The sequence below is a fragment of the Arthrobacter silviterrae genome, assembly GCF_011045165.1.
Lineage (GTDB): Bacteria > Actinomycetota > Actinomycetes > Actinomycetales > Micrococcaceae > Specibacter > Specibacter silviterrae.
Genome location: NZ_JAAKZI010000011.1, coordinates 23239 through 48994, shown reverse-complemented (window position 1 = coordinate 48994; position 25756 = coordinate 23239). Strand labels below are relative to the sequence as shown.

Genomic DNA, 25756 nt, shown 5'->3' with positions numbered 1-25756 from the left:
GTCGTTTCGCTTATGTTTCGGCGCGTTAACTTTCACCTCACGCCGAATGGGGCGCCGGCGGTTAAGGAAGGTTTACCTGTTTGTCATGTGCGGGGCGGCTGCGGGAAACACGGCGTGAATAGTGTTTTTTTTACAGTGGTTTTGGCTTCTACGCAGAAAAGGAATCCCATGGAAACTTTGCAGGAAACGTCAATGGAAGCCCGCCTGGAATCCTCCGCCACGCTGCACAGCGGCGCTGCGTGGCACCGGGTCTGCCGGCTTGGCGAGCTGGATGATTCGTGGGGCGAGGCGGCGCTGGTTGAGGGCCGCCAGGTGGCACTGTTCCGGGTGGGGGAGCGGCACGTATTCGCCGTCAACCACGCGGATCCGGCCACCCGGGCCAATGTCATGGCGCGCGGGATTGTGGGTTCGCGGGGCAGCATCCACACCATCGCCTCCCCCCTCCACAAGGAGGTTTACAGCCTGTCCACGGGCGAATGCTTCGGAAATCCGGGGCTGCGCCTGGGCACCTACCCGGTGCGCGTGGTGGGCGACGCCGTCGAGGTGGCTGTCTAGCGCTCCCGACTGCACAGCACTGGCGGCCTTCAGCGCCCGCGGCCGCCACAACTGTGCACTGGGCTGCCCGGCCGCCGTCGGCCGCCCGGCTGCCGCCCGGGCCTCAGCTGCCGCCTGGGGTGAGGCTCGACGCCGGAGCCTCCTGCCGCCGTCGTCGGACCACCGCGGCAATCACCACGGCGGCGCCGAGTCCCGCCGTCCACCACAGCGCGCGGCGTTCCGGGGTGGCGGCCGGTCCGGCATCGGGAGCGGCCTCCCGCCGCAGGGACCGGCCCTCGGCCACCAACAGCTGCTCCCTGTCACGCTTTTTGGCGCTCGCGGCCGTGTCCCGGGGCGGGAGCTGCAGCTCCGATTCGGCCTTGATGCCGGCCATCAGCTGGCGCCCGCGCTCCAGCTCCACATCCAGTTCGGCGCCGAGCAGCAGCATCAGGTTCAGGATCCACAGCCACAGCAGCAGGATGATCATGCCGGCCAGGGTGCCGTAGGTCTTGTTGTACTTGTCGAAGTTGCTGATGTAGAAGCCGAAGCCGGCGGACGCCGCCAGCATGGCGAACAGCGCCACGGCCGCGCCAAAGCTGATCCAGCGGAACCGCGGCTGCCTGACATTCGGCGTGAAGTAGTACAGGACGGCAATGAGCGCCACGGCCAGGACGGCAACCACGGGCCATTTGGCCATGTTCCAGGCCCGCACGGCAGCGTTGCCGACACCCAGGGCGTCCCCCACGGCCAGGGCGATGGGCCCGGAGACCACCAGCATGAGGGCAATGGCCGCCGCCATGAGCACCGCCGCCAGCGTGACGAGCAACAGCGTGGGGCGCAGCTTCCAAAACGGCCGGCCCTCATCCGTGCCGTAGATGCGGTTCATGGCCCGGCTGAACGCGCCCACGTAGCCCGACGCCGTCCAGAGGGCTGCCACCAGCCCCAGCGCAAACGTCCACCCGGCCGCCGGCGAGGACGCCAGCTGCTCCACCGGACCCTTGATGACATCCACCACCTTTTGGTCGCTCAGCCGCCCCGCGAGGGCCAGCATCACCTTGGTGGTCTGTTCGGCCTGCCCCAGCAGGCCCAGGATGGAAACCAGCGCCAGTAGCGCCGGAAACAGGGAGAAAACGCCGTAATACGTCAGGCCCGCCGCGATGTCGGCGCAGCCGTCCTGGCCGAATTTCCCCGCCGCGCGCCGGAAAATGTATTTCCAGGACCGAGCCGGCAGCCGGGTCAGCCCGCGGGGCTTGCGCGGATCCTCCGGCGCCGGCGCGGCGACCTTGTCCAGGGCAGTGTCCTGCTCGACGTCCTTCCGGGTGCCGTTCAAAAAGGCGATCGGGCTCATCCATCCGTCCGTTCCGTGGGGGGCTGTGGACCTGGCTTTACCCTAGCGCGTGCCCCTATCGCCGCCGGAAAAGCCGCGCGACACGGCCGCGTTTGGCAGCCCCAGGTTCGGGTGGTTCGGAGTCGGCCTGCTCGGAGCCGGGCTGGGCTTCGGCCCGCCGGGACTCGGCCCGGGACCGCCACGCGCCGAGCTCGGCGTCGATGTCCCGCAGCGGCGTGACCACGGGCGGCCCGCCCATCAGCTGTCGGCGGGCCTCGATGATCCGTGCGTTGAAGTCCTCCAGGACTGCCCGCACCCGGGCCTCGGAGCCCTCGGCATCAAGCGTTGCCTCGAGTTGCGCATCCTCCGTGCGCAGCATCAGCGCCGGGGGCCCGAGCCCGCTGACGTTTTCGCGCCGCAGCAGCCCCTTGATCCACCAGTCGGGGTCGTCGGCGCCGCCCAGGCCGGGGATGGGCTTGCCGGCGTAGGCCAGGTTGTCGAACTCCCCGCGGGCCATGGCAGCGTCAATGGCATTGTCCGCAACTTCCCAGACATCGTCCGATTCGTGAAAGACGTGCGGTGCCGTTTCCCGCACGACGCCGTTGCCTCCGAGCGTCCGGCCGGCGGCTTGGGCGTATTCATCCACCGGGACGGGCGTATCCGCAGCGGCCCGCGCGTCCCGGTACCTGGCCGCCTCCAGGGCGTGGTCGCCGGAATTTTGGTGCTTGTTGCCGCGTGCCATCGGGGCGCTCCGTTCCCAAATGTCCTTCACCGGCCGCAACCGGCGAACTGCCTTCTTCAACCGTAGGCAGTGGTTCCCGCCGCGGTCAACGGCGGCAGGCGGGCGTTGCCGCCGTCGTGCCTGGCGGCAAGGCACGACACCGGACCGTGCCGCCGTCGTGCCCTGCCGGCACCCCGGCCGGGAGCGGCGCTACTGGCCCAGGGCGGCCTTGATGTCTGCCGACACAGCTTCAAGGGCACGCGCAGCCTCCGTCCGCGCCGCACCGAGGGCGTCCCGGTCCGACACGGGGACGATGACCTCCAGGTAGCACTTCAGCTTGGGCTCGGTGCCGCTGGGGCGCACGATCACGCGGGTGTTGTCCGCGCTGAGGTAGAGCAGGCCGTCCGTGGCCGGCAGCTCCGGGGAGCCCTCGGCGAGGTCGGTGGACGAGGTGACGGGCGATCCGCCAAGGCTGGCCGGGGGCTGCGCGCGCAGGGCCGCCATCATGGTTTTCAGCTTGGTGAGATCGTCCACGCGGATGCTCAGCTGGCTGCTGGCGTGCAGTCCGTGGGCCAGGGCGAGGTCGTCCAGGACGTCATGAAGTGTGCGTCCCACGGCTTTAAGGCCCGCCGCCATTTCGGCGATGAGCAGCCCGGCGGACATGCCGTCCTTGTCCCGCACCACCTCCGGCGCCACGCAGTAACCGAGGGCCTCTTCGTAGCCAAACGCCAGGCCGGGCACCCGGGAAATCCACTTGAATCCGGTCAGCGTCTGCGCGTGCCGGTAGCCGGCCGCCGTCGCGATGCGCTCCAGCAGCCTGCTGGAGACAATCGAATTGGCGAACACGGGCACCTGGGAGGTGCCCGGCGTCGTGCCCGTTCCGGGGCCGGCTTCGGGGCCTGCGCCGACGCGGCCCCCCCGCGCGGCGATGTGCGCGCCCAGCAGGGCACCCACCTCGTCGCCGTGGAGCTTGTGCCACTGGCCGGTGGCCGGGTCGGGAAGGCCGACGGCGGCGCGGTCGGCGTCGGGATCGTTGGCGAGCACCACGTCCGCCCCGACCTTTTCGGCGAGGGCGAAGGCCAGGTCCAGCGCGCCGGGCTCCTCCGGGTTGGGAAAGGCTACCGTGGGGAAATCCGGGTCTGCCGCGGACTGCTCGGGCACCGCATGGATGTCCGTGAAGCCCGCGTTGTGCAGCACCGCCAGCGCGGTGTCATGGCCCACGCCGTGCATGGACGTATGGACTATGCGGAGCGTGCGTGCGGGGTAGCCGGCGGGGTCGGCCAAGGCGCCGACGGCCGACTTGTAGCTGTCCAGGAGGGAGCCGTCCAGCGCTGTCCAACCGTCCGCGGCGAGGGGGATGTTGGAGGTGTCGCCGGCCTCCTTGGTGTCGGAAACTGCCGCGATGTGGGCGGCAATCCGGGCGTCGTGGGGTGCCACGATCTGCACGCCGCGGGCCTCCGGGGCCACGGCGCGCCCGCCCAGGTAGACCTTGTAGCCGTTGTCGCGGGCCGGGTTGTGGCTGGCCGTGACCATGACGCCGGCTTCGCAGTTGAGGTGCCTTACGGCGAATGCCAGCACGGGGGTGGGGAGGGGTGCGGGGAGCAGGAACGTCTCGATTCCGGCCGCCGTGAAGATGGCGGCCGTGTCCTCGGCAAACGCCTCCGAGTGGTGGCGGGCGTCGTAGCCGACCACCGCGCGGGGGGTGTAGGGGGCTTGTTGCGGGGCGGATTGCTGAACGGATTGCGGGGAGGGGCCGGCGTTGGGCGCGTCGGGGGAGCCGGACGCGGGCTGGGAGGAGGTGCCGGTGTCGGGCGCGTTCAGGGACCCCTTGGCAAGCTCGAGGAGGTGCGCGGCCACCCCCGCTGCTGCCCGGCGGACCACGGTGCGGTTCATCCGGTTGGGGCCTGGGCCCATCACGGCGCGGAGCCCGGCGGTGCCGAACTGGAGGTTGCCGTCAAAGCTGTCGGCGAGTTCCGCGGCGGCGTCCGGATCCTGTGCGGCCCGTTCGGCCAGCCGGTTCAGGTCTGCGGCCGTTGCCGGGTCGGGATCGTGGCGGGCCCACTGGGTTGCGGCGGCAAGAAGGGCTGCTGTTTCGAGTGCGGCGGCGGACTCGGAACTGGAATCTTGAGAATGGGTCACCAGACCAATGTAGCGGCACACGGCACATGCCGGGAATCTGCTGCGCCCGGGGTGGTCCTGTGCCGCGCACCGTGCTGCTGGGCGTTCCGGCCGTCCATCACTTCCCGCTGGGGCGGAACCCAAGCTGAGTTGTGCCCCCGGTGCACCCGGGGCGCAACTCGACTCGAGTTTGGCCCCACAGAAAAGTCCGCAACCACGTTTCACGAAGCGATGCGGCTTGGCCCCATTCTCGGTACGCTCACGGACGGCCTCGCGCGCCGCTGGTTCGCCGAGTGTACAGTTCTGGTGGGCTGGCGCGCCCGCGGATGCGCCGAGTGTACAGTTCTGGTGGGCTGGCGCGCCCGCGGGTTCGCCGAGTGTACGGTTCGGGCGGCCTCGCCGTGGGAACAGCCACCGGATATGTACAGTCGGCGGAATTTTGACGGGCGCGGCGGCCTGGCAGCGTGTGGAGAGCGGGACGAGCCAGGTCGGGGGCCAAGCGAGGGTGGTGCCCCCCTGCCCGGGCGGGGACAGGCGAGGGCGGGGCCAAGCCGCTAGGGCGGTGGGTCCACGCAGGTGATTCCACGACTGCGGGGCCGCCCCGCGACCGGCCCGACAAGATACACCACACGGGCGGGTTGGCCCCGGTTTGGGTGAACGGGGCCCATTTGCCGCGGGCTGGCCCCGGTTTCAGGAACCGACGCGGCCCCACAGCGCCAGGTGCGGCGGCGCTGGGAGGCGGGAGCCGGCGTCGTGCTTAAAAAGAGGTGCACCCGAAAAGCTACGGAATAGGCCTCGTAACGGGTGCGACCCAAGCGCTACATTTTGGCGATGATGTCCGCCAGGAGCCGGGAGATGCGCGGGCCGGCGGCCTGGCCGGCCTCGATTACCTCGGCGTGGCTGAGCGGGACGGGGCTGATGCCGGCGGCGAGGTTGGTCACCAGCGAGATCCCGAAGACTTCCATGCCGGCGGCGCGTGCGGCAATCGCTTCCAGCGCCGTGGACATGCCCACGAGGTCGGCCCCGATGCGCTTGGCGTATTGGACCTCGGCGGGGGTTTCGTAGTGGGGCCCGGTGAATTGCGCGTAGACGCCCTCATCCAGCGTGGGGTCAACCTCGCGGGCCACGGCGCGCAGCCGGGGGGAATAGAGGTCGGTCAGGTCAACGAAGGTGGCCCCTTCCAACGGCGAGGTGGCAGTCAGGTTGATGTGGTCGCTGATGAGCACGGGGGTGCCCGGCGTCCAAGCCTCGTTGAGCCCGCCGCAGCCGTTCGTCAGCACAATGGCCTTGGCGCCGGTGGCCGCGGCGGTGCGCACGCCATGGACCACGGCCCGCACGCCCTTGCCCTCGTAAAAGTGCGTCCGGGCGCCGAGAACCAGCACATTCTTCCCGTCCGGGGTGCGGATCGAGGTGAGAGTGCCCACATGGCCCACCACGGCGGGGGCCGTGAATCCGGGGACATCCGTGGCACTGACGGTGGCGGTCACCTCGCCGATGAGCCCGGCCGCCTCACCCCAGCCGGAGCCCAGGACAAGGGCAAGATCGTGCTGTTCCACGCCGGTGGCCGTGGCAATGTAGGCGGCAGCCTGGCGCGCCAGCTCCGTCGGGTCGGTTTCCTGGAAAGTCTCTTGGGTGTTCACGAGACAAACATACCGGCAAGCCGCGGGCCGGCGCCACGCGCGCGAGTGCCCCGTTTCGGCGGCCTGTAGAACTTGGTGACTGTGCAGGGATAGGCGAGAATGATCAATTGTGATGAGCGAACAAGATGCATTCAAGCCCTTTGCCGTGCCCAGCCTTGCGATCCTTGGCGGTGGCCCCGGCGGCTACGAAGCGGCCATGGTGGCGGCCTCCATGGGCTCGCAGGTGACCATCGTGGAGCGTGCCGGGCTGGGCGGCTCCGCCGTGCTCACCGATGTGGTCCCGTCGAAGACGCTGATCGCCACGGCCGAGTCCATGAACCGCAGCATCGACTCCACCAAGCTGGGTGTCAGCTTTAATGCGGACGACGGCGACGCCAAGACGGCCCTCCGCGCGGACTTGCAGCAGATCAACCAGCGCGTCATGAAGCTCGCCAAGGAGCAGTCAACCGACATCCGCCGCGGACTGGAGGCGGTGGGCGTGCGCGTGGTGATCGGCACCGGCCGCCTGCTGGACGGGCGCACCATCGAGGTGGACCGCGGCGAATCCAAGGAAATCATCAAGGCCGACGCCGTGCTGGTCTCGGTCGGTGCGCACCCGCGCGAGCTGGCCACGGCCAAGCCCGACGGCGAACGCATCCTGAACTGGACGCAGATTTACAACCTTGAGGAACTGCCGGAGGAGCTCATTGTGGTCGGTTCCGGGGTGACCGGCGCCGAATTTGCCTCCGCCTTCAACGGCCTGGGCTCCAACGTCACGCTCATTTCCAGCCGCGACCAGGTGCTCCCCGGCGAGGATTCCGATGCCGCCGCCGTCCTGGAGGATGTTTTTGAGCGCCGCGGGCTGCGCGTACTGTCGCGCTCCCGCGCCGAGGCCGTGGAACGCACAGAGAACGGCGTGGTGGTGACCCTCGGCGACGGTTCCAAGGTCACCGGCACGCACTGCCTGGTCTGTGTGGGCTCCATCCCCAACACCACGGGAATCGGGCTGGAGGCGGCCGGCGTCGAGCTGACCCCCAGCGGCCACATCAAGGTCGACGGCGTCTCCCGCACCAGCGCCCCCAACGTCTACGCGGCGGGCGACTGCACGGGTGTGCTTGCCCTGGCCTCCGTGGCCGCGATGCAGGGCCGCATCGCCGTGGCCCACCTGGGCGGCGACGGCGTTCGCCCCCTGAAGCTGACGCAGGTTTCCTCCAACATCTTCACATCCCCCGAGATCGCGTCCGTGGGCGTGTCCGAGGCGGACCTGGCCTCCGGAAAATACCAGGGCGACGTGGTGAAGCTGTCCCTGCAGACCAACGCGCGGGCGAAAATGCGCGGCGTCAACGACGGCTTCGTCAAGATCATTGCGCGCAAGGGTTCCGGCACCGTCATCGGCGGCGTGGTGGTGGGCGCCGGCGCGTGCGAGCTGATCTTCCCCATCGCCCTGGCCGTGACCCAGAAGCTGCACGTGGACGACGTCGCCAACACGTTCACCGTTTACCCTTCGCTCTCCGGATCCATCTCCGAGGCCGCCCGGCGCTTGCACGTCCACATGTAGCCCCCGCCCAACTGTGTGTCAGATACTGCATGAAATCACCCAAAAAATGGGTAAAAACGTGCACTTTCTGACGCACAGTTGGGGTGGGCGGGGGAGTCAGGCCGGGGCGGGCTGGAAGTGCTGCTCGATCAGGGCCCGCACCTCGCCGTGGCAGCCGCCGCAGCCCGTGCCGGCACGGGTTGCCGCCGACACTTCCGCCACCGTTCCGCAACCACCAACGACGGCGGCCGCTATGGTCTGCCGGTCCACCCCGGCGCAGCGGCACACAGTACCGTCCGGGGCCCCGCCAGCCGCGGCAGGCATCCCGGCCGCGTCCAGCCGCAGCAGCTCCGACCGGTCCGCGGGAAGCTCCGAGCCGCGTTCAAACAACAGCACCAGCTCCGCGCCGGCCCGCGGCATCCCCACACTGACAAACCCTTCCAGCACGCCCGCGCGGGTGGCCATTTTCAGGTATTGACCGTGCTCCGGGTCCGCCCAGGTGCTCACGTTCAGGGGAGGGGCGGCCTGAAGCGTGCCCGCAGTATGGCCTGGATCGGCGCCTTCGGCGGGCTCGTCGAAAGGCTCCGCAGCGACATTTCCCGCGGCCGCCACATCCACCCCGCGCGCCTTGAGCACGATGACGGGCGGCTGTTCGGGCGCCAGCGCCGCGGGGGGACCGGCTGGCTGCGCGCCGGACGGCTGCGCGCCGGACGGCTGCGCGCCGGGCGGCAGCACGCCGGCAAGCAGCACCCGGGCGAGCCATTCGGCCTGCCGCCAGCCGGGCCCGATCAGCCCCGACGGGCCGGTGCTGCCGCGGCAATCCGCGCACTGCTCGTCCAGGCAGCGGACCTCGGCGCAGTCGCCCATGGCAAACACCTGCGGGTCGTGGTGCGCCTGCAGCCCGTGGTCCACCAGGATGCCGCGCCCCGTGGCCAACCCGGCGCCAGCAGCAACCTCCGTCCGCGCCCGCACCCCGCACGACAGCACCAGCAGGTCCCCGTCAATCGTGGTGCCGTCGTCCAATTCCAAGGCAGAGAACGACGCCGGTACACCGGTCCCGCCGTCAGGTCCCGTCCCGCCGTCGGGCAGAATAGCGCTGTCCGGCCCAGTACCGCTGCCCGACCCAGCACCGCCGTCCAGCCCCGTCCCGCCGTCCAGCCCCGTCCCGCTGTTCGGTACAGCAGCGCCGTCAGGCCCGGCACCGCTGGCGGGGGCGCCGCCGTCGTGCTGGCCAAGCAGCACACCGGTGGAGCGGGAGTTGGCGGCCACGCGGATGCCCCGCGCCCGCAGGGCGGCGGCCAGCACCTTGCCCGCATTGGCGTCAATGCTGCGGCCCAGGGTGTGTGGGCCGTGGTGGACCACGGTGACGCGGGCGCCTTCGTCGGCCGCGGCGAGGGCGGCTTCGAGCCCGAGGATGCCGCCGCCCAGAATGACCACGCGGCGCCGCCCCTGCACGGCGCGGTGGAGGGTTGCGGCGTCGTCGAGGTTCCGCAGCGTGATGACGCCGGCGGGGAGCCGGATGGGCAGCTGCGGGTCCGGGTTGAGCCTGGCAAGGTTTGGCACCACGGGGCGCGCTCCGGTGGCGAAAACCAGCCGCCCGTATTGCACCGCGGAGCCGTCCGAAAGGTGCACCAGCTGCCGGGCCCGGTCCACCCGGCGCACGCACACGCCCAGACGGAGCACCACGCCTGCCGCCTCCAATTCGTCCCTGTCCGCCAGCGCAATGTCCGCGGCGGTGGTCCGGCCCACGCCGAGGTCGGCCACCAGCACGCGGTTGTAGGCGGGGTGGGGTTCGTCGCCAATCACGGTCAGGGACAGGGCCCCCGAGCGGACCGCCGGGAGGAGACTGTCCACCAGCCGCGCGGCGACCGGGCCGAAGCCGATGACCACAATGGGGGAGTTCTCGGAATCAGTCGGCGCCATGGCGGGGCCCTCCTGCCGGGGTGGGAGCGGAAACCGGCGCCACCGTGACGGCGCTGGTCTTGAATTCGGGCATGCCGGACACGGGGTCCGTGGCGGAGGATGTCACCAGGTTGGCGCTTTGCAGCCCCGGAAAATGGAAGGGCAAAAACACCGTGTCCAGGCGCATGGCGGTGCTGAATTCCGCGGTGCAGCGGACTTCGCCGCGCATGTTCGCCACCGCGACGGGCCCGCCGTCGGCAATGCCGCGGGCTGCTGCGGTGGCCGGGTGGATGAGCAGCCGGGCGTTGGGCCGGGCCGCCGCGAGCTCCGGCACCCGGCGGGTCTGGGCGCCGGTCTGGTAGTGCTCCAGCAACCGACCCGTGGCCAGGGCCAGCGTGGCGCCGGCAAACAGCGGGTCCCGGGTGCCGGCGTCGTGCCCCAACAAGCCGGAGCCGGGGCCGGAACCAGCGCTGGCGGGCGAAACGGGCACCAGCACGGCCCGGCCGTCGGGGTGGGCAAACCGTTCGCGGAACAGCCGCGGCGTGCCCGTGCTGCCGGCCGGGAAGGGCCAGTACGCCGCCTCGCCGGAGTCCAGGAGCGGGTAGTCGATGCCGGAATAGTCGGCCAGGCCGCCGGCGGATGCCGCCCGCAGCTCGGTGAACACCTGCTCCGGATCCGGGCTGAACGTGCCCGGCGACCCCAGCCGGCGCGCCAGTTCGGCCATGATCCACAGCTCCGAGCGGGCTCCGGACGGCGGCGACACCGCGGCCCGGCGCCGCAGCACCCGCCCCTCCAGGTTGGTCACGGTGCCGTCCTCCTCGGCCCACTGCAGCACCGGCAGCACCACGTCCGCCAGGGCCGCCGTCTCGGACAGGAAAAAGTCGCACACCACCAGCAGGTCAAGGGCGCGCAGCCCGGCCGCCACCCGGGCGGAATCCGGCGCGGACACGGCGGGGTTGGCGCCGTGCACCAGGAACGCCCGCACCCCGCCCGGCTGCCCTAGCGAGGCAAGAAGTTCGACGGCGGGCAGCCCCGGCCCGGGAATCGCCGCCTCCGGAATTCCCCAGACGCGGGCAACATGGGCGCGGGCGGCCGGGTCGGTGATCTTGCGGTAGCCGGGCAGCTGGTCCGCCTTTTGGCCGTGTTCGCGCCCGCCCTGGCCGTTGCCCTGGCCGGTCAGGGTGCCGTAGCCGCTGTGCGCGGAACCAGGCAGCCCGAGCAGGAGCGCGAGGTTGATGGCCGCCGTGGCGGTGTCGGTGCCGTCCACGTGCTGCTCCACACCCCGGCCGCTGAGGATGTAAGTGCCGCCGTTGCGGGTGCCGGCGGCCAGCAGCCGGGCGGTCTCGCGCAGCAGCGTGACGGGAACGCCGGTGATGCGGCTGGTGTGCTCGGGCCACCAGGGTGCCACACTGCGCACGACGCCGGCATATCCGCTGGTCCGCGACGCGAGATACTCCTTGTCCGCCAGCCCCTCGTGGATCACAATGTGCGCCAGGCCCAGCAGCAGCGGGAGGTCCGTGGCGGGGACGGGCTGGAGGTGCAGGCCCGCACCGTCGGCCGTGAAGTCTGCCGTTGCGGTGCGCCGCGGATCCACCACCACCAGGCCGCCGGAGTTGCGGGCGCCCTGCAGGTGCTGGACAAACGGCGGCATGGTTTCAGCCACGTTGGACCCCAGCAGCAGGATGGTGTGCGCGGAATCCAGGTCCTCCATGGGGAACGGCAGCCCGCGGTCCACGCCAAAGGCCCGGTTGCCCGCAGCGGCCGCCGAGGCCATGCAAAACCTGCCGTTGTAGTCGATCCGCGACGTCCCCAGCGCCACCCGCGCAAACTTGCCCAGCTGGTATGCCTTCTCATTCGTGAGCCCGCCGCCGCCAAACACGCCGACGGCGTCCGGCCCGTGCTGCTCCCGGGTGGCCTTGAGGCGGGCGGCCACCAGGTCCAGGGCAGTGTCCCAGCTGGCCGGGGACAGCTCGCCGTTTTCGTTCCTTATTAACGGGGAGGTGAGCCGTTCCGGATGGCCCAACAGGGCCGCCGACGTCCAGCCCTTGCGGCACAGCCCGCCGCGGTTTGTGGGGAAATCCCGGCTGGCAATCTCCGGGGTTGCGGCGTGAGTAGTTGCGGCGTGAGTAGCTGCGGCGTGGGTGGCCGGGCCGGGGGATACATTCGAGGTGGACGGGCCGGGGGCTGCGCCCGAGGTGGCTGGACCCGTTCCAACCGTCAGCGTCATGGCGCATTGCAGGGCGCAGTAGGGGCAGTGGGTGTCGGTTCGGGCCCCAGCCCCTGGCATCCCGGTCGGATCCCCGGCCCCCAAACCGGCCCCGGCCCTCAAACCGGCTCCGGCCTCCAAACCGGCCCCGCGCCCGGAGGGAGGCGGCAGCGGGAGGCGGGGGACCGGCGTCGTGCCTGGCACCGGCGTCACACCGTGCCCATGGTGGACGGGCGCAGGTAGGCGAACCAGGTGACGGCCATGAGCAGCAGGTAGGCGCCCACGAAGCCGGTGAAGGCGCCCCCGTAGCCGCCCGTGGCCAGGCGTGAGGCGTTGAGGACCTGGGGGACCAGGAAGCCGCCGTACGCCCCGAGCGCGGAGATGATGCCGAGCGCAGCCGATGCTTGCCGGGCCGCGCTGACTCCGCCCTGGCTGTGTGCGCGGATCGCGAAGACCACCGGGATCATCCGATAGGTGGAGCCGTTTCCTGCGCCGGCGGCCGCGAACAGCACCAGGAACAGGGAGATGAACAGGGGGAAGCTGTGCATTGGGAGCGTCCACATTTGGGCCAGCGCGGCGAGTGCCAGCACGGCGAAGCAGGCCACGGTGACGCGCGCGCCGCCCCAACGGTCGGCCAGCCTGCCGCCGTAGGGCCGGGCCAGCGAGCCGACCAGGGCGCCGAGGAAGGCGAGCGAGATGGTGGCCGCGCCCAGGCTGAACCCCACGTGCGGGCCGAAGGTGTCCACAATCAGCTTCGGGAACACCGCGGAAAAGCCGATGAACGAGCCGAAGGTGCCCACGTAGAGCAGCGCCAGGACCCACAGGTGCGGTTCCTTCAGGCAGGCGAGCGAGCCGGCAATGTCGGAGCGCGCGCTGGCGAGGTTGTCCATGTATTTCCAGGCGCCCCAGGCGGCCAGCAGGATCAGCGGGACCCAGAGGAGCCCGGCCAGTTTTAGGTTCAATGTGCCTGCCGCGAAGACTGTGACGGCCACCGGAACCATGAGCTGGGCGACGGCGGCGCCCAGGTTTCCGCCGGCGGCGTTCAGTCCCAGCGCCCAACCCTTTTCCCTGGCGGGGAAGAAGTAGGTGATGTTGGCCATGGAGCTGGCGAAGTTGCCGCCACCCAGCCCGGCGAGGGCGGCGACGGCCAGCATGGTGCCGAACGGGGTGCCGGGGTTGGCCACGCACGCTGCCAGTCCGAGGGTGGGCAGCAGGAGCAGCAGCGCCGAGACGATGGTCCAGTTCCGTCCGCCGAAGCGGGCCACCATGAAGGTATACGGGAGTCGCAGGGTGGCCCCCACCAGGGACGGCATGGAAATGAGCCAGAAGAGTTCGGAGGAGCTGAAGTGGAAGCCGGCCGCCGGAAGGTAGACCACCACAATCGACCACAGCTGCCACACCACAAAACCAAGGAATTCGCAGGCGATGGACCAGGCAAGGTTCCTTTTCGCGATGGCCCGTCCGGAGTTCTCCCACTGCTGCTGGTCCTCGGCGTTCCAGTGGTGGATCCAGCGGCCCGTGGTGGTTTTCAGCGGGGTGGTTTCCAGGGCCATGTCCGTTGTTGCGTCGCTGTTCACAGTGACCTCCAGCGTTGAGAAATGTTGGTGCTCTCGACGCTATGCGGCCGCCATTTCCGGTGAAGTCCTGCGGTGTGAACGCCCCGTGACATTTCCCTCACGGGCCCGGCGGCGGCGCGGTGAGGCGTCATTCCGCCATGCCCGTACCGACGCTCCCTCAGCTTTCGGGCCTTAAACGCCGACGCTCCCTCAGCTTTCGGGCCTTAAACGCCGACGCTCCCTCAGCATTCGTGCCTTAAGCGCCAACGCTCCCTCTCCAAGAGAGGGAGCGTTGGCCGTATTGGCTCGTTTGCTGAGGGAGCGTTGGCCGAAACAGCGCATTTGCTGAGGGAGCGTCGCTTGGGGTCAGTCCTCGATCGTGGCGAGGACGGCGCCCGCTGAGACCGTGTCACCGGCGGCGGCGCTGAGTCCCGTCACGGTGCCGGCCCGGTGCGCGGTTAGCGGCTGCTCCATTTTCATGGCTTCCAGGACCACAATCAGGTCGCCTTCCGCCACCACGTCGCCGTCGGCCACGGCCACCTTCACAATGGTGCCCTGCATGGGGGAAGTCAGCGCATTGCCGTTCGCCGCGGCGGGGCCGGCGCTGCGGTTGCGCCCGGCCTTTTTCGCCTTCTTGACGCCGGCGTGGGCCGAGCCCGTTCCCACCGAGAACGACGACGGCAGCGTCACCTCAAGCCGTTTGCCACCCACCTCGACGGTGACGCTCTGCCGGGTGCCGGCGTCGTCCGCTGAACCATCAGCGGAGGCGAGGTCGAAGGCGGGGATGTTGTTGGTGAACTCGGTCTCGATCCAGCGGGTGTGCGTGCTGAACGGGGCTCCGTTGGCAGGGGCGAACGCGGGGTCCACCACCACGGCGCGGTGGAAGGGCAGGACGGTGGGCAGGCCGCCGATCTGCATTTCGGCAAGCGCCCGGCTGGAACGCTGGAGTGCCTGCTCGCGGGTGGCGCCGGTGACGATGAGCTTGGCGAGCATGGAGTCGAAGTTGCCGCCGATCACCTCGCCCGCCGTGATGCCGGAGTCGACGCGGACGCCCGGGCCGGTGGGCAGCGTCAGCGTGGTGACCGTGCCCGGCGCCGGCATGAAGCCGCGGCCCGGGTCCTCGCCGTTGATGCGGAATTCGAAGGAGTGGCCGCGGATTTCCGGGTCGCCGTAGCCCAGTTCCTCGCCGCGGGCAATGCGGAACTGCTCGCGGACCAGGTCGATCCCGGTGACCTCTTCGGAGATGGTGTGCTCCACCTGCAGGCGCGTGTTGACCTCCAGGAAGGAGATGGTGCCGTCGGTGCCGACCAGGAATTCGCAGGTCCCGGCGCCCACGTAGTTGGCCTCCTTCATGATGGCCTTGGAGGCTTCATAAAGGCGGGATACCTGGTCCTCCGACAGGAACGGCGCGGGGGCTTCCTCGACGAGCTTTTGGTTGCGGCGCTGCAGCGAGCAGTCCCTGGTGGAGACGACGACGACGTTCCCGGCCGCATCCGAAAGGCACTGGGTTTCCACGTGGCGCGGGGAGTCGAGGAAGCGTTCCACAAAGCACTCTCCGCGGCCGAAGGCGGCGACGGCCTCCCGGACGGCGGATTCGTAGAGTTCCGGGATTTCCTCGCGGTTGCGGGCCACTTTGATGCCGCGCCCGCCGCCGCCGTAGGCCGCCTTGATGGCCAGGGGCAGGCCGTACGCGTCGGCAAAGTCGAGGACCTCCTGGGTGGATTCCACCGGGTCCTTGGTGCCGGGGACCAGCGGTGCACCCACCTTTTCGGCGATGTGGCGCGCCTGGACCTTGTCGCCCAGCGCCGCGATGGCCGCGGGGGAGGGCCCGATCCAGATCAGGCCGGCGTCGATCACTTTTTGGGCGAACTCGGCGTTTTCGGCCAGGAAACCGTAGCCGGGGTGCACGGAGTCTGCGCCGGACTTGGCGGCCGCCGCCAGGACTTTGTCCATGTCCAGGTAGGAGTCCGCGGCAGTGGCGCCGCCGAGGGCAAAGGCCTCGTCGGCCATGCGCACGTGCAGCGCTTCCCTGTCCGGCTCGGCGTACACGGCGACGGAGGCGATGCCTTCGTCGCGGGCGGCCCTGATGATGCGGACGGCGATTTCGCCGCGGTTGGCGATCAGGACTTTGTTCAGTGGCGCTGGCTTGGGCACGCGGGACTCCTTCTATTCTTCGCATGAGCCTAGCGCCCTTGGGAGGGTTTCGCCCACACATCATGGTGGTTCCGCGTGTGAGGCCGGGCGTTTTTGTGGACTTCCTACAATTTTGCCGCGTGGCCTGCCGGCGTGAGCTTGGCGGAAGTGCGGGGAAACTTGACCACGAACGGCTTGCTGACGTTGACAAATCCGGCATTCTCCAGGTGCGACAGCTGATGAAAGGTGGCGAACAAATTGCCGTGGAGGCGTAGTGGATTGTGTGTGCCGTAAGGTGAAATCCAGGGCAGTTGGGAGAGGGCGGATGAAAAAGATTGGCTTGATCGGCGGGATGAGCTGGGAAAGCTCGGCACTTTACTATCGCCTCATCAATGAACTGACCAAGGAACACTTGGGCGGATTCCACTCCGCCCGCTGCGTGCTGGCATCGGTGGACTTTGACGAAATTGAACAGCTGCAAATGGCCGGTGAATGGGGAAAAGCGGCAGAACTGCTGGCCAATGAGGGCCGTCTTCTCCAGGCCTCCGGTGCAGATCTCATTGTGCTGTGCACCAACACCATGCACAAGGTGGCCGATGCAATAGAGGCCGCCACCACTGTTCCCTTCCTGCACCTGGCCGACGTCACGGCTGATGCCGTGGCCAAAGCGGGAATCAGCTCCGTGGGCCTGCTCGGCACGCGCTTCACCATGGAGGAAGACTTCTACGTTAAGCGTCTCCAGTCCCATGGTCTCCGGGTCGTCATCCCGTCCCCTGAAGACCGTGTAATAGTCAATCGCGTCATCTATGAAGAACTGGTGCTCGGGGAGGTCCGCGAGGAGTCCCGTGCCGAATACCGCCGCATCATCGGGGAACTCGGGGCGCGCGGTGCGCAGGGGGTCATCCTGGGGTGCACGGAGATTGAGTTGCTAGTTGGTGAGGCCGACTCCGCCTTGCCACTATTCGCGACCACCCGGCTGCACGCCGAGGCCGCCGTGGCTGCCTCGCTGGCCTAAATTACTGTGGCTTCGGCGCTTGACCAAAATTGAGCCTGAGCCCCATGCGGCCCCGGCGGTGCTCCACTTGAGAAGTGGCGCACTATTGGGGGCCGGCCAGGCTCCACTTCATGGTGCTATTCCCACAAGTCCGTGATGACCACACCAGCCTGGGCCAAAAGGCGGCGCAGCGTGGAAATGGACAGGCCCACCACGGTGTGAGGGTCGCCCTCAATGCCCGAAATGAAGGCGCCCGCCAAACCGTCAATGGTGAAGGCGCCGGCAACCTGCAGGGGCTCGCCCGTGGCAACATATGCATCGATCTCCGCGTCCGTCACATCCTCAAAGTGGACGACGGCGCTGGTAACCGCCCCGACTGAGGCGCCTGAAGCGGAAACGAGCCAGTGGCCAGTGTGCAAAATGCCTGACTGGCCCCGCATCTGCCGCCATCTGGCCCGTGCCACCTCCGGCTCCCACGGCTTGCCGTACGGTACCCCTGCCAGTTCAAAGACCGAATCGCAGCCCAGTACCAAGCCGCCAGCTCCGTCTGCTCCCGAGCCGCCAGCTCCCAAGCCCGCCCCCAAAGCGGCCACGGATTCGGCCTTCGCCCGGGCCAGCAGCAGTGCGGTTTCCGCCGGGGAGGGCTGCCCGGCCGCGGCGGTTGCGGCGTCTTCGTCGACGTCGGACACCAGGACTCGGTGGGCAATTCCGGCGTCGGTGAGCAGCTTGGTGCGGGCGGGGGAGGCGGAGGCCAGGATGAGGGAAGGGGTCATGGATCCAGCGTAGACGGCAGTGCGCGTCATCACGCGTTTTCACGTTGACGCAGATGGGTGAACGATGGTTCACTTAAAGGGTGAATGACCGTTCACCGCTTTTTGGGCCGCCCACCCGGCCGCACCCCGAGCAAAGGAAGCACTTGCCCTCGCATTTGGCCTCAGCAGTTGCCCCCAAGGCCCCGAAGGGCTCCAGAAACTCCGGAAACTCCGGAAGCTCCGGAAGCTCGAAAAAGTCCAACGCCGCCCAGCTGCCCGAGTCAGGGAAGGCCGCCCCCAAGCGCACTTCGCTGGTGGTCACCATCCTGTGCCTGGCCGGGACCGTGGTGGCTCTGCAGCAGACCATGGTGGTCCCGCTGCTGCCCGACTTTCCCAAGATCCTCAACACTTCGGCCGACAACGCCGCCTGGCTGGTGACCGTAACGCTGCTGACCAGCGCGGTCGCCACCCCCATCGTCTCCCGCATGGCGGACATGTTCGGCAAGCGGCGCATGATGGTGGTGGCGATGGTCACCATGGTCATCGGCTCCGTCATCGCAGCGGTGGGCGGCACCTTCCTCATGCTGCTGATTGGCCGCGGCTTCCAGGGGCTCGCGGCGTCCCTCATCCCCGTCGGCATCAGCATCATGCGCGATGAGCTGCCCCGCGAAAAGGTGGTCTCCGCCGTCGCCCTGATGAGCGCAACCCTCGGCATCGGCAGCGCGCTGGGCCTGCCGCTCTCCGGCCTGATCTACGAGTCCCTGGGCTGGCAGGCCATCTTCTGGATCTCCGCCGCAATTGGCGTGCTGCTCATCATCGCGGTGCTGGCGATTGTGCCCGAATCCGCCGTGCGCACCAAGGGCAAGTTCGACGGCGTCGGCGCGGTCCTGCTGTCCGCGGCACTGACGTCGCTGCTGCTCGCCATATCCAAGGGCGGGGAATGGGGCTGGACCAGCGAGCCGGTGATCCTGCTCTTCATCGGCACAGTGGTGTTCCTGGCAGTCTGGTTCCCCTGGGAGCTGCGTGTCAGCCAGCCCATGGTGGACCTGCGGACCTCGGCGAGGAAGCCGGTGCTGTTGACCAACATTGCCTCCATTCTGGTGGGCTTTTCCATGTACGCGAACATGCTCAGCACGACCCAGCAGCTGCAGCTTCCCAGCGTGGGCGGCTACGGCTTTGGGCTCAGCGTGGTGGTGGCCGGGCTGTGCATGATCCCTTCCGGCCTGGCCATGGTGGCGCTGGCTCCGGTTTCGGCGGCCATCACCAAGCGGTATGGGGCAAAGATCACGCTCATTGCCGGCTCGCTGGTGCTAGCCGTCTCCTACGTGGCGCGCGTCTTCCTCACGGGAGAGGTCTGGATGGTGATCCTGGGCGCCACGGTGGTCAGCATGGGCACGGCCATTGCTTACGCCGCGATGCCCACCCTGATCATGCGCTCCGTGCCGATCACGGAAACCGCGTCCGCCAACGGGCTCAACTCGCTGCTGCGCGCCGTGGGCACCTCCACGATGTCCGCCGTCGTCGGTGCCGTGCTGACCTCGGCCGTGGTCCATGTCGGCCCCCTCGCGCTGCCCACGGAGGACGCCTTCAAGGAAGTGTTCTGGTACGCGGCCATTGCGGCGCTGCTGTCCATCGGCGTCAGCGTTTTCATCCCGCGGGTGCTGGCCGCCCCGGGCCTTTCGGGCGGTGCCAGCAGCGGAGTGCACGACGCCGACTCCCGGACGGGCGCCCTGCCTCTCGTCACCGCGAACCGGCTCACAGCGAGCCGGCTCACCGCGTCCGAGCATGCCGCGGACCGGGCGCCGGCGGACACCAAGGACGAGATTGTGGTCAGTGGCTCGGTGGTGGGCGACAGCGGCAAGCCCATCCGCCAGGCCGTGGTCAATGCCCTCCACACCACCGGCGAACCGGCGGACTGGAGCCGTGCCGACAACTACGGCCGGTACTCGCTGGTCCTGCCGGAATCGGGCAGCTACCTCATCATTTCCAGCGCCGACGGGTGGGCGCCGAGCTCCCAGGTGCTGAACTTTTCCAATTCCTCCAGCACCCAGGACCTGCGGCTGGTCCTGCGGCTCACCCTCTCCGGCAGGATTGACGACGGCGGCCGCACCCTGGACGGCGCCCTTGTCACCTTGACAAAGACAACCGGAGAATTTGTCATTTCCACCTTCAGCGACCAGTCCGGCCGGTACGAGGTGCCGCTGCCGCCGGCCGGGCGCTACATCCTCACGGCCCTGGACCCGGCGGGGCTGAACAGCGAATCGGTGCAGGTGGTGCTGGCGGCGCGAACCGCCGTCGTCGACCTTGAACTTGCCGGCGCCGCCCAGGTGCATGCCTGATGGGCCGCACCAGCACCCGTGACGCGGTCATTGAGGCGGCCCGCCAGCTTTTTGGCGAGCGCGGCTACACGGCCGTGACGGTCAAGGACGTGGCCGTGCTGGCCGGTTATTCACCGGCCATGGTCATGAAGGTCATGGGCAGCAAGGCCAAGCTTTACGCGGCTGCGGCCCCCGACGTGCCCAGCGCCGACGTGCTGCTGGAGCAGGATGAGCCGATCGGTTTTGCCCTGGTCCGGCGAATCCTGCGGCGGCGGCAAAGCGGCGACTCGGAGCCGTGGTCCATGGTGGCGCTGCTGGTGCAGGACGCCCCGGACAGGGACGCGGCGCGCGGGGAGCTGCGCGAGCGGTACGTCGCGTGGATTGCCGGGCAGATTGGCGACGAATCGCCGTCGCGGAAGAAATCCCAGCTGGTGGTGTGCGTGGTCATGGGGCTCGGCGCCGGGATGCGCATCCTTGGGCTGCTGGGACCGGACGAGATGGCGGACGAGGAACTCATCCAGCAATACGGTGCGCTGGTCCAGGGAATCATCGACGATCCCGCTGTGGGCTGACGGTTCCCGCGGCGGGGGTTGTCCACAGTTTGCCGCCCCGTGGTTGGACAGGGGGCTCCCGGCGGCGTGGCAGTGAATATGCTTGAAGCATGGACGGCCGGATCACTCATGGCGTTTCCTCCAACGACGCCCGCAACAACTGGGGCGAGGTGCTCGGGGCAGCCCACAACGCGCCCGTCACCATCACCAGTTACGGGCGCAACGTGGCGGTGCTGATGGATCCCCAGCTCGCCAAGCGGGCCTTGGAGGCACTGGAGGCGGTTGAGGACCTGGCCGCCGCCGATGCCGCCCTTGCGGACACCTCGGACGCCGTGGCCTGGCAGGGCGGCGGGGGTGTCGGGGCTGGGATCCCTTTTGTGCGGCGGTTGGGATCCCTGTGGAGCTGGTGCCGGTGGCGGGCGCCCAGCTTGCGGCCCTGGACGGCTCCGCGCGTCCCGTGGTCCAACTGGTGCTGAAGCTGATGTCCCAGTCCACCCGCCCCCTGCTTGCCCTCCCGCTGCCTGGCCGCCCCGAGCTGCTCCGGGTCCGCGGGGAAGGCTACCGGATTGTGTACAAGCACGACGGCGGGCGCCTCCTGGTCCTGTCCATCTCCCGGCCCCGGGTGGCTGGCTGATGTTCTCCTGGACCACAGCGGTCCCCGACTCAGCCGCCGACGGGCCTGAAGCCCTCCACCAGCCGGGAGCGGATCAGGAAGCGCACGCCCTCCGGGGCCTCGACGGAAAATCCGCTGCCGCGTCCCTGGACCACGTCAACGGTCAGGTGCGTGTGTGACCAGTAGTTGAACTGCTCCCGTGACATCCAGAACTCCAAGGGGCCGCAGCCGGGGAGGTCAAACAATCCCAGCAGCACGTCCGCCTCGGCGGTGATGAACTCCCCCTGCGGATAGCACATGGGTGACGAGCCGTCGCAGCAGCCGCCCGACTGGTGGAACATCAGCGCCCCGTGCCGGCCCCACAGTTTTTGCAGCAGGGCAACGGCCTGCGGGCTCAAGGCCACGCGGGACAATGTTTCGCCCGGAATGGTGGCTGCTGAATCCAGGACTTCCGTGGGGTTTGCCATTGAACTGCTCCTTGTCGCTTGGGATTGTCATGCGGTGGTTGAGCCGACAGTTCTCCCACGCGGATGCCGAAACGGACTGGGGATCCCGATATATTGGCCTCATATGTCCGAGTCGGCATCCCGGGCTGTTGGTGTGTCTCAGTACTTGATCACCACGCGGCCGTCGATTTTGCCCGCCCGCATCTCGTCCAGCACGTCGTTGATCTCGTGGAGGCTGCGGGTGGTCACCGTGGGGTGGATCAGACCGCGGGCGTAAAAGTCCAGGGCCTCCTTCATGTCTTGCCGGGTGCCCACGATTGAGCCCCTGATGGTCAGGCCCTTGAGCACCACATCAAAAATGGGAGCAGGGAAGTCGCCCGGGGGAAGCCCGTTGAACACGATGGTTCCGCCGCGGCGCGTCATGCCGATCGCCTGGCCGAACGCCGCAGGGTGCACGGCCGTGACCAGCACGCCGTGGACGCCTCCGGTCTGGCGCTGGATGGCCTCCACCGGATCCTCATTCAGCGCGTTGACCGTGATTTCGGCACCGTGCTTGCGGGCCAGGGCCAGCTTGTCGTCGGCAATGTCCACGGCGGCCACGCGCAGGCCCAGGGCCACGGCGTACTGGACGGCGATGTGCCCCAGCCCGCCGATTCCGGAGATGGCGACCCACTGGCCAGGGCGGGCTTCCGTCATCTTCAGGCCCTTGTAAACGGTGACGCCGGCGCACAGCACGGGTGCCACCTCGACGGGATCTGCGCCCTCCGGGATGCGCGGGGCAAAGTCGGCGTCCACCAGCATGTATTCGCCAAAGGAGCCGTCCACGGTGTAGCCGCCGCACTCCTGCGCCTCGCACAGGGTTTCCCAGCCGGTGCGGCAGTACTGGCAGTCGCCGCACGCCGTCCAGAGCCAGGCGTTGCCCACTCTGTCGCCGACTGCCAAGGACGTGACGCCCTCGCCAAGTGCCACCACTTCGCCCACGCCTTCGTGGCCGGGGACAAAGGGCGGGCTGGGCTTGAGCGGCCAGTCGCCCTCTGCCGCGTGGAGGTCCGTGTGGCAGACACCGGTGGAAATGAGCTTGACCAGGGCCTGGCCGGGGCCGGGGGTGGGCAGCGGGTACTCCTCAACGCTGAGGGCCGTGCCGAAATGGTTTACAACTGCTGCTTGCATTGTTGCCATGGGAATGCTCCTTCGTGAAGGTTGTGCTGTCAGTTTTTTTGATGAGGGAGGGTCCGCCGAAATACCGCGGAAAGTGAGGAAGGGTCCGGCGTGCGTGCATGCGGGGGTGGGCCGGGCACCCAAGGCGGGTGCCCGGCGTCGTGCCTGCGGTCTGGGCGCTGGGCCTGCCGCGTTTAGAAGAAGCCGAGCTTGTCTTCGCTGTAGCTGACCAGCAGGTTCTTGGTCTGCTGGTAGTGGTCCAGCATCATGGCGTGGTTTTCGCGCCCGATGCCGGAGGACTTGTACCCGCCAAACGCTGCGCCCGCGGGGTAGGCGTGGTAGTTGTTGACCCACACGCGGCCGGCCTGGATTTCGCGGCCGGCACGGTAGGCCGTGTTGCCGTTGCGGGACCAGACGCCGGCGCCGAGGCCGTAGAGGGTGTCGTTGGCGATGTGCATGGCGTCCGCGTAGTCGCCAAAGCGCGTCACCGCCAGGACGGGGCCGAAGATCTCCTCCTGGAAGATGCGCATGTCGTTGGTGCCCTCGAAAATGGTGGGCTTGACGTAATAGCCGCCGGCCAGGTCCCCGGGGAGGATGTTGCGCTCGCCGCCCGTGAGGACCTTGGCCCCCTCCTGCCGGCCAATGTCCATGTAGGAGAGGATCTTCTCCAGCTGGTCGTTGGAAGCCTGCGCGCCGATCTGGGTGTCCGTGTCCAGCGGGTTGCCCTGGATGATCGCCTCGGTGCGGGCCACGGCGTCGGCCATGAAGGATTCGTAAATGGATTCCTGGACGAGGGCGCGCGACGGGCACGTGCAGACTTCGCCCTGGTTGAAGGCGTAGAGCGTGAAGCCCTCCAGTGCCTTGTCGTAGAAGGAATCGTTCTTGTCGGCGACATCGCTGAAGAAGATGTTGGGGCTCTTGCCGCCAAGCTCCAGCGTGACCGGGATCAGGTTCTGGGACGCGTACTGGCTGATGAGCCGGCCCGTGGTGGTTTCGCCGGTGAAAGCGATCTTGCGGATGCGCTTGGAGGAGGCCAGCGGCTTGCCGGCCTCCACGCCGAAGCCGTTCACCACGTTGACCACGCCGGCCGGCAGGAGGTCGCCGATGAGTTCCATGAGCACCAGGATGGAGGCGGGGGTCTGTTCCGCCGGTTTAAGCACGACGGCGTTTCCCGCCGCGAGTGCCGGCGCCAGCTTCCACACGGCCATCAAGATGGGGAAGTTCCAGGGGATGATCTGGCCGACCACGCCGAGCGGCTCGTGGTAGTGGTAGGCCGTGGTGTTGTCGTCCAGCTGGGTCAGGCGGCCCTCCTGGGCACGGACCACGGAGGCGAAGTAGCGGAAGTGGTCCGCCGCGAGGGGGATGTCGGCGTTGAGGGTTTCACGGACAGCCTTGCCGTTGTCCCAGGTTTCGGCCACGGCCAGGAGCTCCACGTTCTCGTCGATCCTGTCCGCGATCCTGTTCAGGACTGCGGCGCGCTCCGTGGCGGAGGTTTGTCCCCAGCTCGGGGCCACCTTGTGCGCGGCGTCCAGGGCCAGCTCGATGTCCTCCGCCGTGCCGCGGGCCACCTCGCAGAAGACGCGGCCTGTGACGGGGGTGATGTTCTCGAAATATTCGCCCTTCACGGGGGCCACCCATTCGCCGCCGATCCAGTTCTCGTAGCGGTCCTTGAACGTAATCGGTGAACCCTGGGTGCCGGGCTGTGCATAAACAGTCATTTGCCTAAACTCCTTCTGCGGTGGGGGACCTCGATGTCCTTGCCCAGAAGCGTACGCACGGCAACGTTGCAGCCACGTTGCATGAGCTGGATCACACCTCGGCCGAACGCCGCCCCACCCCCGGCCGAACGGGCACTTAACGTGGATGTTGCGCTGGAACATCCACGTTAAGTGCCGACTCGCGAGAGAGGGGAGGGCCGGGCTACGCTTCGAGCGACTCCAGGTGCGCGACGACGGCGGCCCGCCTGGGTGAGCGGGGCGGAAGGAGGCGCAGGGCACTGTGCCAGGCATCGACGTCGTCCGCGGCCTCGGGAAGCTGGAGGTAGGCCAAAAGCACGTCGGGGCTGGCGTCGGTGAGGATGGCTTCGCGCAGGAGCAGGCCGACGCGGGTGCGCAGGCTCGCCAGTGCGGGCGCCTCGGAGCGCGGCAGCACGGCGCCCTTGTAAATGTTCAGGGCCAGCCGGTGGGCGCCGCGGTTGAGGTAGCTGAGCACCTGGTCGGCGTCCACCACCAGCGCGCGGGGGAGCCGGTAGGGTCGCGATTCCGGCACCAGCGACGGGCCGTGCCTGTGCAGGAGCTTGCGAAGGCGCACCATTTCGGCGCGGATGCTGGTCAGCGAGGTGCCTTCGGGGTACACCATGTCGGACAGTTCCTCGGCCGTGAGGCCCGCGGGGTGTAGCGCCAGCATGGCCAGGATTTCCGTGTGCCGTTCGCTGAGCGTGAGTGCCTGGCCGCCAATGTGGAGCACGCCCTGGTCGCGGCCCAGAATCTGGAGGGAGTCGCAGTAGAGGGGCTTCGCCGTGGCGGCCGACGGTGAAGCAGGCTTGGGGCTGCGACGGCGCGGGGCGGGCCCGCGTTCCAGGCGCTGGATGCGCAGCTGCGCCTCGGCGGCGGCCACCGTGGCTTGCACCAGGGAAAGCGTGTTGGCGCCGACGGCGTCCGGGCCGCCGGTAATGTCCACGATTCCCAAAATGCCGCCGGAATCCGGGTCGTGGACGGGGACGGCGGTGCAGCTCCACGAGTGGACGGCAGGGTTGAAATGTTCCTCGCCGGAGATCTGGACGCCGCGGCCCAGGACCAGCGCGGTGCCGGGGGCGCTGGTGCCGGCCACCAGCTCCGACCAGTCGGCGCCCTGGGCAAAGTTGATGTTTTCGCCGTGGCGGCGGGCGGCGGAATCGCCCTCCACCCAGAGCAGGCGCCCGTGCTCGTCACCCACGGCAACCAGCAGGCCGGTGTCCTGGCTGGGGACCACCAGCAGCTGCTGGATGACGGGCATGACGGCGGCCAGCGGGTGGTTGCGGCGGAATTCCTGCAGTTCCCGGCTCTCCCAAACCACCGGCGAGTTGGCCGCTTCCGGGGAGGGAAGCGCGCCCAGGGAGCGCTGCCACGACTCGCGGACCAGCGGGCGCACGGGACTTCCTCGGCCAAGCAGGGGGTGCGTCGGGGGCATCGGCTCTCCAAGAACACATCATTGCAGGTTGACTTCGGCCGGCCATGGGGTGGAGGCTGTGCCGTGGCTCACTAGTTTATCCCACCCTGCGGAAGCCCGAACG

General features: G+C 68.7%; 20 protein-coding genes. 7 read left to right on the top strand and 13 right to left on the bottom strand.

From position 1 onward, the window contains the following. Positions 1-192: 192 nt before the first annotated feature. On the top strand, positions 193-555 hold the full coding sequence (nirD, locus tag G6N77_RS08280) for a nitrite reductase small subunit NirD (RefSeq protein ID WP_165181603.1): 363 nt from the start codon (positions 193-195) through the stop codon (positions 553-555). A 103-nt stretch (positions 556-658) separates the two neighbouring features. On the opposite strand, the gene G6N77_RS08275 is transcribed toward nirD, so the two are convergent. From G6N77_RS08275 to G6N77_RS08260, 4 genes are all read right to left on the bottom strand, one after another. Further along, complete coding sequence (locus tag G6N77_RS08275; protein ID WP_165181556.1) at positions 659-1882, bottom strand: YihY/virulence factor BrkB family protein; 1224 nt, start codon at positions 1880-1882, stop codon at positions 659-661. A 55-nt stretch (positions 1883-1937) separates the two neighbouring features. Then, positions 1938-2603, bottom strand: coding sequence for a DnaJ family domain-containing protein (locus G6N77_RS08270; RefSeq protein WP_165181555.1), 666 nt, complete (start codon positions 2601-2603; stop codon positions 1938-1940). Between the two features lie 189 nt (positions 2604-2792). Next, a complete protein-coding gene (locus G6N77_RS08265; protein WP_306987408.1) occupies positions 2793-4721 on the bottom strand; it encodes a phospho-sugar mutase in 1929 nt (642 codons plus the stop codon). Positions 4722-5518: 797 nt separating this feature from the next. Beyond that, complete coding sequence (locus G6N77_RS08260; RefSeq protein WP_165181554.1) at positions 5519-6340, bottom strand: purine-nucleoside phosphorylase; 822 nt, start codon at positions 6338-6340, stop codon at positions 5519-5521. A 112-nt stretch (positions 6341-6452) separates the two neighbouring features. Here G6N77_RS08260 and G6N77_RS08255 point away from each other — a divergent pair, with 112 nt between their 5' ends. Beyond that, on the top strand, positions 6453-7877 hold the full coding sequence (locus tag G6N77_RS08255) for an NAD(P)H-quinone dehydrogenase (protein ID WP_165181553.1): 1425 nt from the start codon (positions 6453-6455) through the stop codon (positions 7875-7877). A gap of 96 nt (positions 7878-7973) precedes the next feature. Here the strand turns inward: G6N77_RS08255 and G6N77_RS08250 are convergent, their stop codons facing one another. The 4 genes from G6N77_RS08250 to G6N77_RS08235 form a co-directional block, all read right to left on the bottom strand. After that, on the bottom strand, positions 7974-9779 hold the full coding sequence (locus G6N77_RS08250) for an FAD-dependent oxidoreductase (RefSeq protein WP_165181552.1): 1806 nt from the start codon (positions 9777-9779) through the stop codon (positions 7974-7976). Next, a complete protein-coding gene (locus G6N77_RS08245; protein ID WP_240901784.1) occupies positions 9766-11985 on the bottom strand; it encodes a molybdopterin oxidoreductase family protein in 2220 nt (739 codons plus the stop codon). The genes G6N77_RS08250 and G6N77_RS08245 overlap by 14 nt, the downstream gene beginning before the upstream one ends. A 188-nt stretch (positions 11986-12173) precedes the next feature. Continuing rightward, positions 12174-13517, bottom strand: coding sequence for an MFS transporter (locus G6N77_RS08240; RefSeq protein ID WP_165181601.1), 1344 nt, complete (start codon positions 13515-13517; stop codon positions 12174-12176). A 369-nt stretch (positions 13518-13886) separates the two neighbouring features. Continuing rightward, on the bottom strand, positions 13887-15674 hold the full coding sequence (locus G6N77_RS08235; RefSeq protein ID WP_165181550.1) for an acetyl/propionyl/methylcrotonyl-CoA carboxylase subunit alpha: 1788 nt from the start codon (positions 15672-15674) through the stop codon (positions 13887-13889). A 304-nt stretch (positions 15675-15978) separates the two neighbouring features. Here G6N77_RS08235 and G6N77_RS08225 point away from each other — a divergent pair, with 304 nt between their 5' ends. Further along, complete coding sequence (locus G6N77_RS08225; RefSeq protein ID WP_165181548.1) at positions 15979-16668, top strand: aspartate/glutamate racemase family protein; 690 nt, start codon at positions 15979-15981, stop codon at positions 16666-16668. Positions 16669-16784: 116 nt separating this feature from the next. On the opposite strand, the gene G6N77_RS08220 is transcribed toward G6N77_RS08225, so the two are convergent. Beyond that, positions 16785-17420 carry a Maf family protein gene (locus G6N77_RS08220; RefSeq protein WP_165181547.1) on the bottom strand — a complete coding sequence of 212 codons (636 nt, stop codon included), beginning with the start codon at positions 17418-17420 and terminating at the stop codon, positions 16785-16787. 143 nt (positions 17421-17563) lie between these two features. Here G6N77_RS08220 and G6N77_RS08215 point away from each other — a divergent pair, with 143 nt between their 5' ends. The 4 genes from G6N77_RS08215 to G6N77_RS08200 all read left to right on the top strand — a co-directional run bounded on the left by G6N77_RS08215 (position 17564) and on the right by G6N77_RS08200 (position 20902). Further along, positions 17564-19738, top strand: a complete 2175-nt coding sequence (locus G6N77_RS08215) for an MFS transporter (protein WP_240901783.1) — start codon at positions 17564-17566, stop codon at positions 19736-19738. Continuing rightward, a complete protein-coding gene (locus G6N77_RS08210; RefSeq protein ID WP_165181546.1) occupies positions 19738-20289 on the top strand; it encodes a TetR/AcrR family transcriptional regulator in 552 nt (183 codons plus the stop codon). Before G6N77_RS08215 ends, G6N77_RS08210 begins: the two co-directional genes overlap by 1 nt. Positions 20290-20378: 89 nt before the next feature. After that, positions 20379-20744 (top strand): type II toxin-antitoxin system Phd/YefM family antitoxin, encoded by a 366-nt coding sequence (locus tag G6N77_RS08205; RefSeq protein WP_165181545.1) that lies wholly within the window; start codon positions 20379-20381, stop codon positions 20742-20744. Further along, positions 20738-20902, top strand: coding sequence for a hypothetical protein (locus tag G6N77_RS08200; protein WP_165181544.1), 165 nt, complete (start codon positions 20738-20740; stop codon positions 20900-20902). Before G6N77_RS08205 ends, G6N77_RS08200 begins: the two co-directional genes overlap by 7 nt. A gap of 29 nt (positions 20903-20931) precedes the next feature. On the opposite strand, the gene G6N77_RS08195 is transcribed toward G6N77_RS08200, so the two are convergent. From G6N77_RS08195 to G6N77_RS08180, 4 genes are all read right to left on the bottom strand, one after another. Continuing rightward, complete coding sequence (locus G6N77_RS08195; RefSeq protein WP_165181543.1) at positions 20932-21348, bottom strand: DUF779 domain-containing protein; 417 nt, start codon at positions 21346-21348, stop codon at positions 20932-20934. Between the two features lie 138 nt (positions 21349-21486). Next, positions 21487-22497 (bottom strand): alcohol dehydrogenase AdhP, encoded by a 1011-nt coding sequence (adhP, locus tag G6N77_RS08190; protein WP_165181599.1) that lies wholly within the window; start codon positions 22495-22497, stop codon positions 21487-21489. Between the two features lie 182 nt (positions 22498-22679). Beyond that, positions 22680-24203 carry an acetaldehyde dehydrogenase ExaC gene (exaC, locus tag G6N77_RS08185; protein WP_165181542.1) on the bottom strand — a complete coding sequence of 508 codons (1524 nt, stop codon included), beginning with the start codon at positions 24201-24203 and terminating at the stop codon, positions 22680-22682. Between the two features lie 202 nt (positions 24204-24405). After that, a complete protein-coding gene (locus G6N77_RS08180) occupies positions 24406-25653 on the bottom strand; it encodes a sigma-54-dependent transcriptional regulator family protein (RefSeq protein WP_165181541.1) in 1248 nt (415 codons plus the stop codon). Positions 25654-25756 lie beyond the last annotated feature (103 nt).

Coding starts and splice junctions, on each gene's coding strand:
- nirD (WP_165181603.1), top strand. CDS start 193: ATGGAAGCCCGCCTGGAATCCTCCGCCACGCTGCACAGCGGCGCTGCG.
- exaC (WP_165181542.1), bottom strand. CDS start 24,203: ATGACTGTTTATGCACAGCCCGGCACCCAGGGTTCACCGATTACGTTC.
- G6N77_RS08255 (WP_165181553.1), top strand. CDS start 6,453: ATGAGCGAACAAGATGCATTCAAGCCCTTTGCCGTGCCCAGCCTTGCG.
- G6N77_RS08195 (WP_165181543.1), bottom strand. CDS start 21,348: ATGGCAAACCCCACGGAAGTCCTGGATTCAGCAGCCACCATTCCGGGC.
- G6N77_RS08220 (WP_165181547.1), bottom strand. CDS start 17,420: ATGACCCCTTCCCTCATCCTGGCCTCCGCCTCCCCCGCCCGCACCAAG.
- adhP (WP_165181599.1), bottom strand. CDS start 22,497: ATGCAAGCAGCAGTTGTAAACCATTTCGGCACGGCCCTCAGCGTTGAG.
- G6N77_RS08240 (WP_165181601.1), bottom strand. CDS start 13,517: ATGGCCCTGGAAACCACCCCGCTGAAAACCACCACGGGCCGCTGGATC.
- G6N77_RS08245 (WP_240901784.1), bottom strand. CDS start 11,985: ATGACGCTGACGGTTGGAACGGGTCCAGCCACCTCGGGCGCAGCCCCC.
- G6N77_RS08275 (WP_165181556.1), bottom strand. CDS start 1,882: ATGAGCCCGATCGCCTTTTTGAACGGCACCCGGAAGGACGTCGAGCAG.
- G6N77_RS08205 (WP_165181545.1), top strand. CDS start 20,379: ATGGACGGCCGGATCACTCATGGCGTTTCCTCCAACGACGCCCGCAAC.
- G6N77_RS08180 (WP_165181541.1), bottom strand. CDS start 25,653: ATGCCCCCGACGCACCCCCTGCTTGGCCGAGGAAGTCCCGTGCGCCCG.
- G6N77_RS08250 (WP_165181552.1), bottom strand. CDS start 9,779: ATGGCGCCGACTGATTCCGAGAACTCCCCCATTGTGGTCATCGGCTTC.
- G6N77_RS08225 (WP_165181548.1), top strand. CDS start 15,979: ATGAAAAAGATTGGCTTGATCGGCGGGATGAGCTGGGAAAGCTCGGCA.
- G6N77_RS08270 (WP_165181555.1), bottom strand. CDS start 2,603: ATGGCACGCGGCAACAAGCACCAAAATTCCGGCGACCACGCCCTGGAG.
- G6N77_RS08210 (WP_165181546.1), top strand. CDS start 19,738: ATGGGCCGCACCAGCACCCGTGACGCGGTCATTGAGGCGGCCCGCCAG.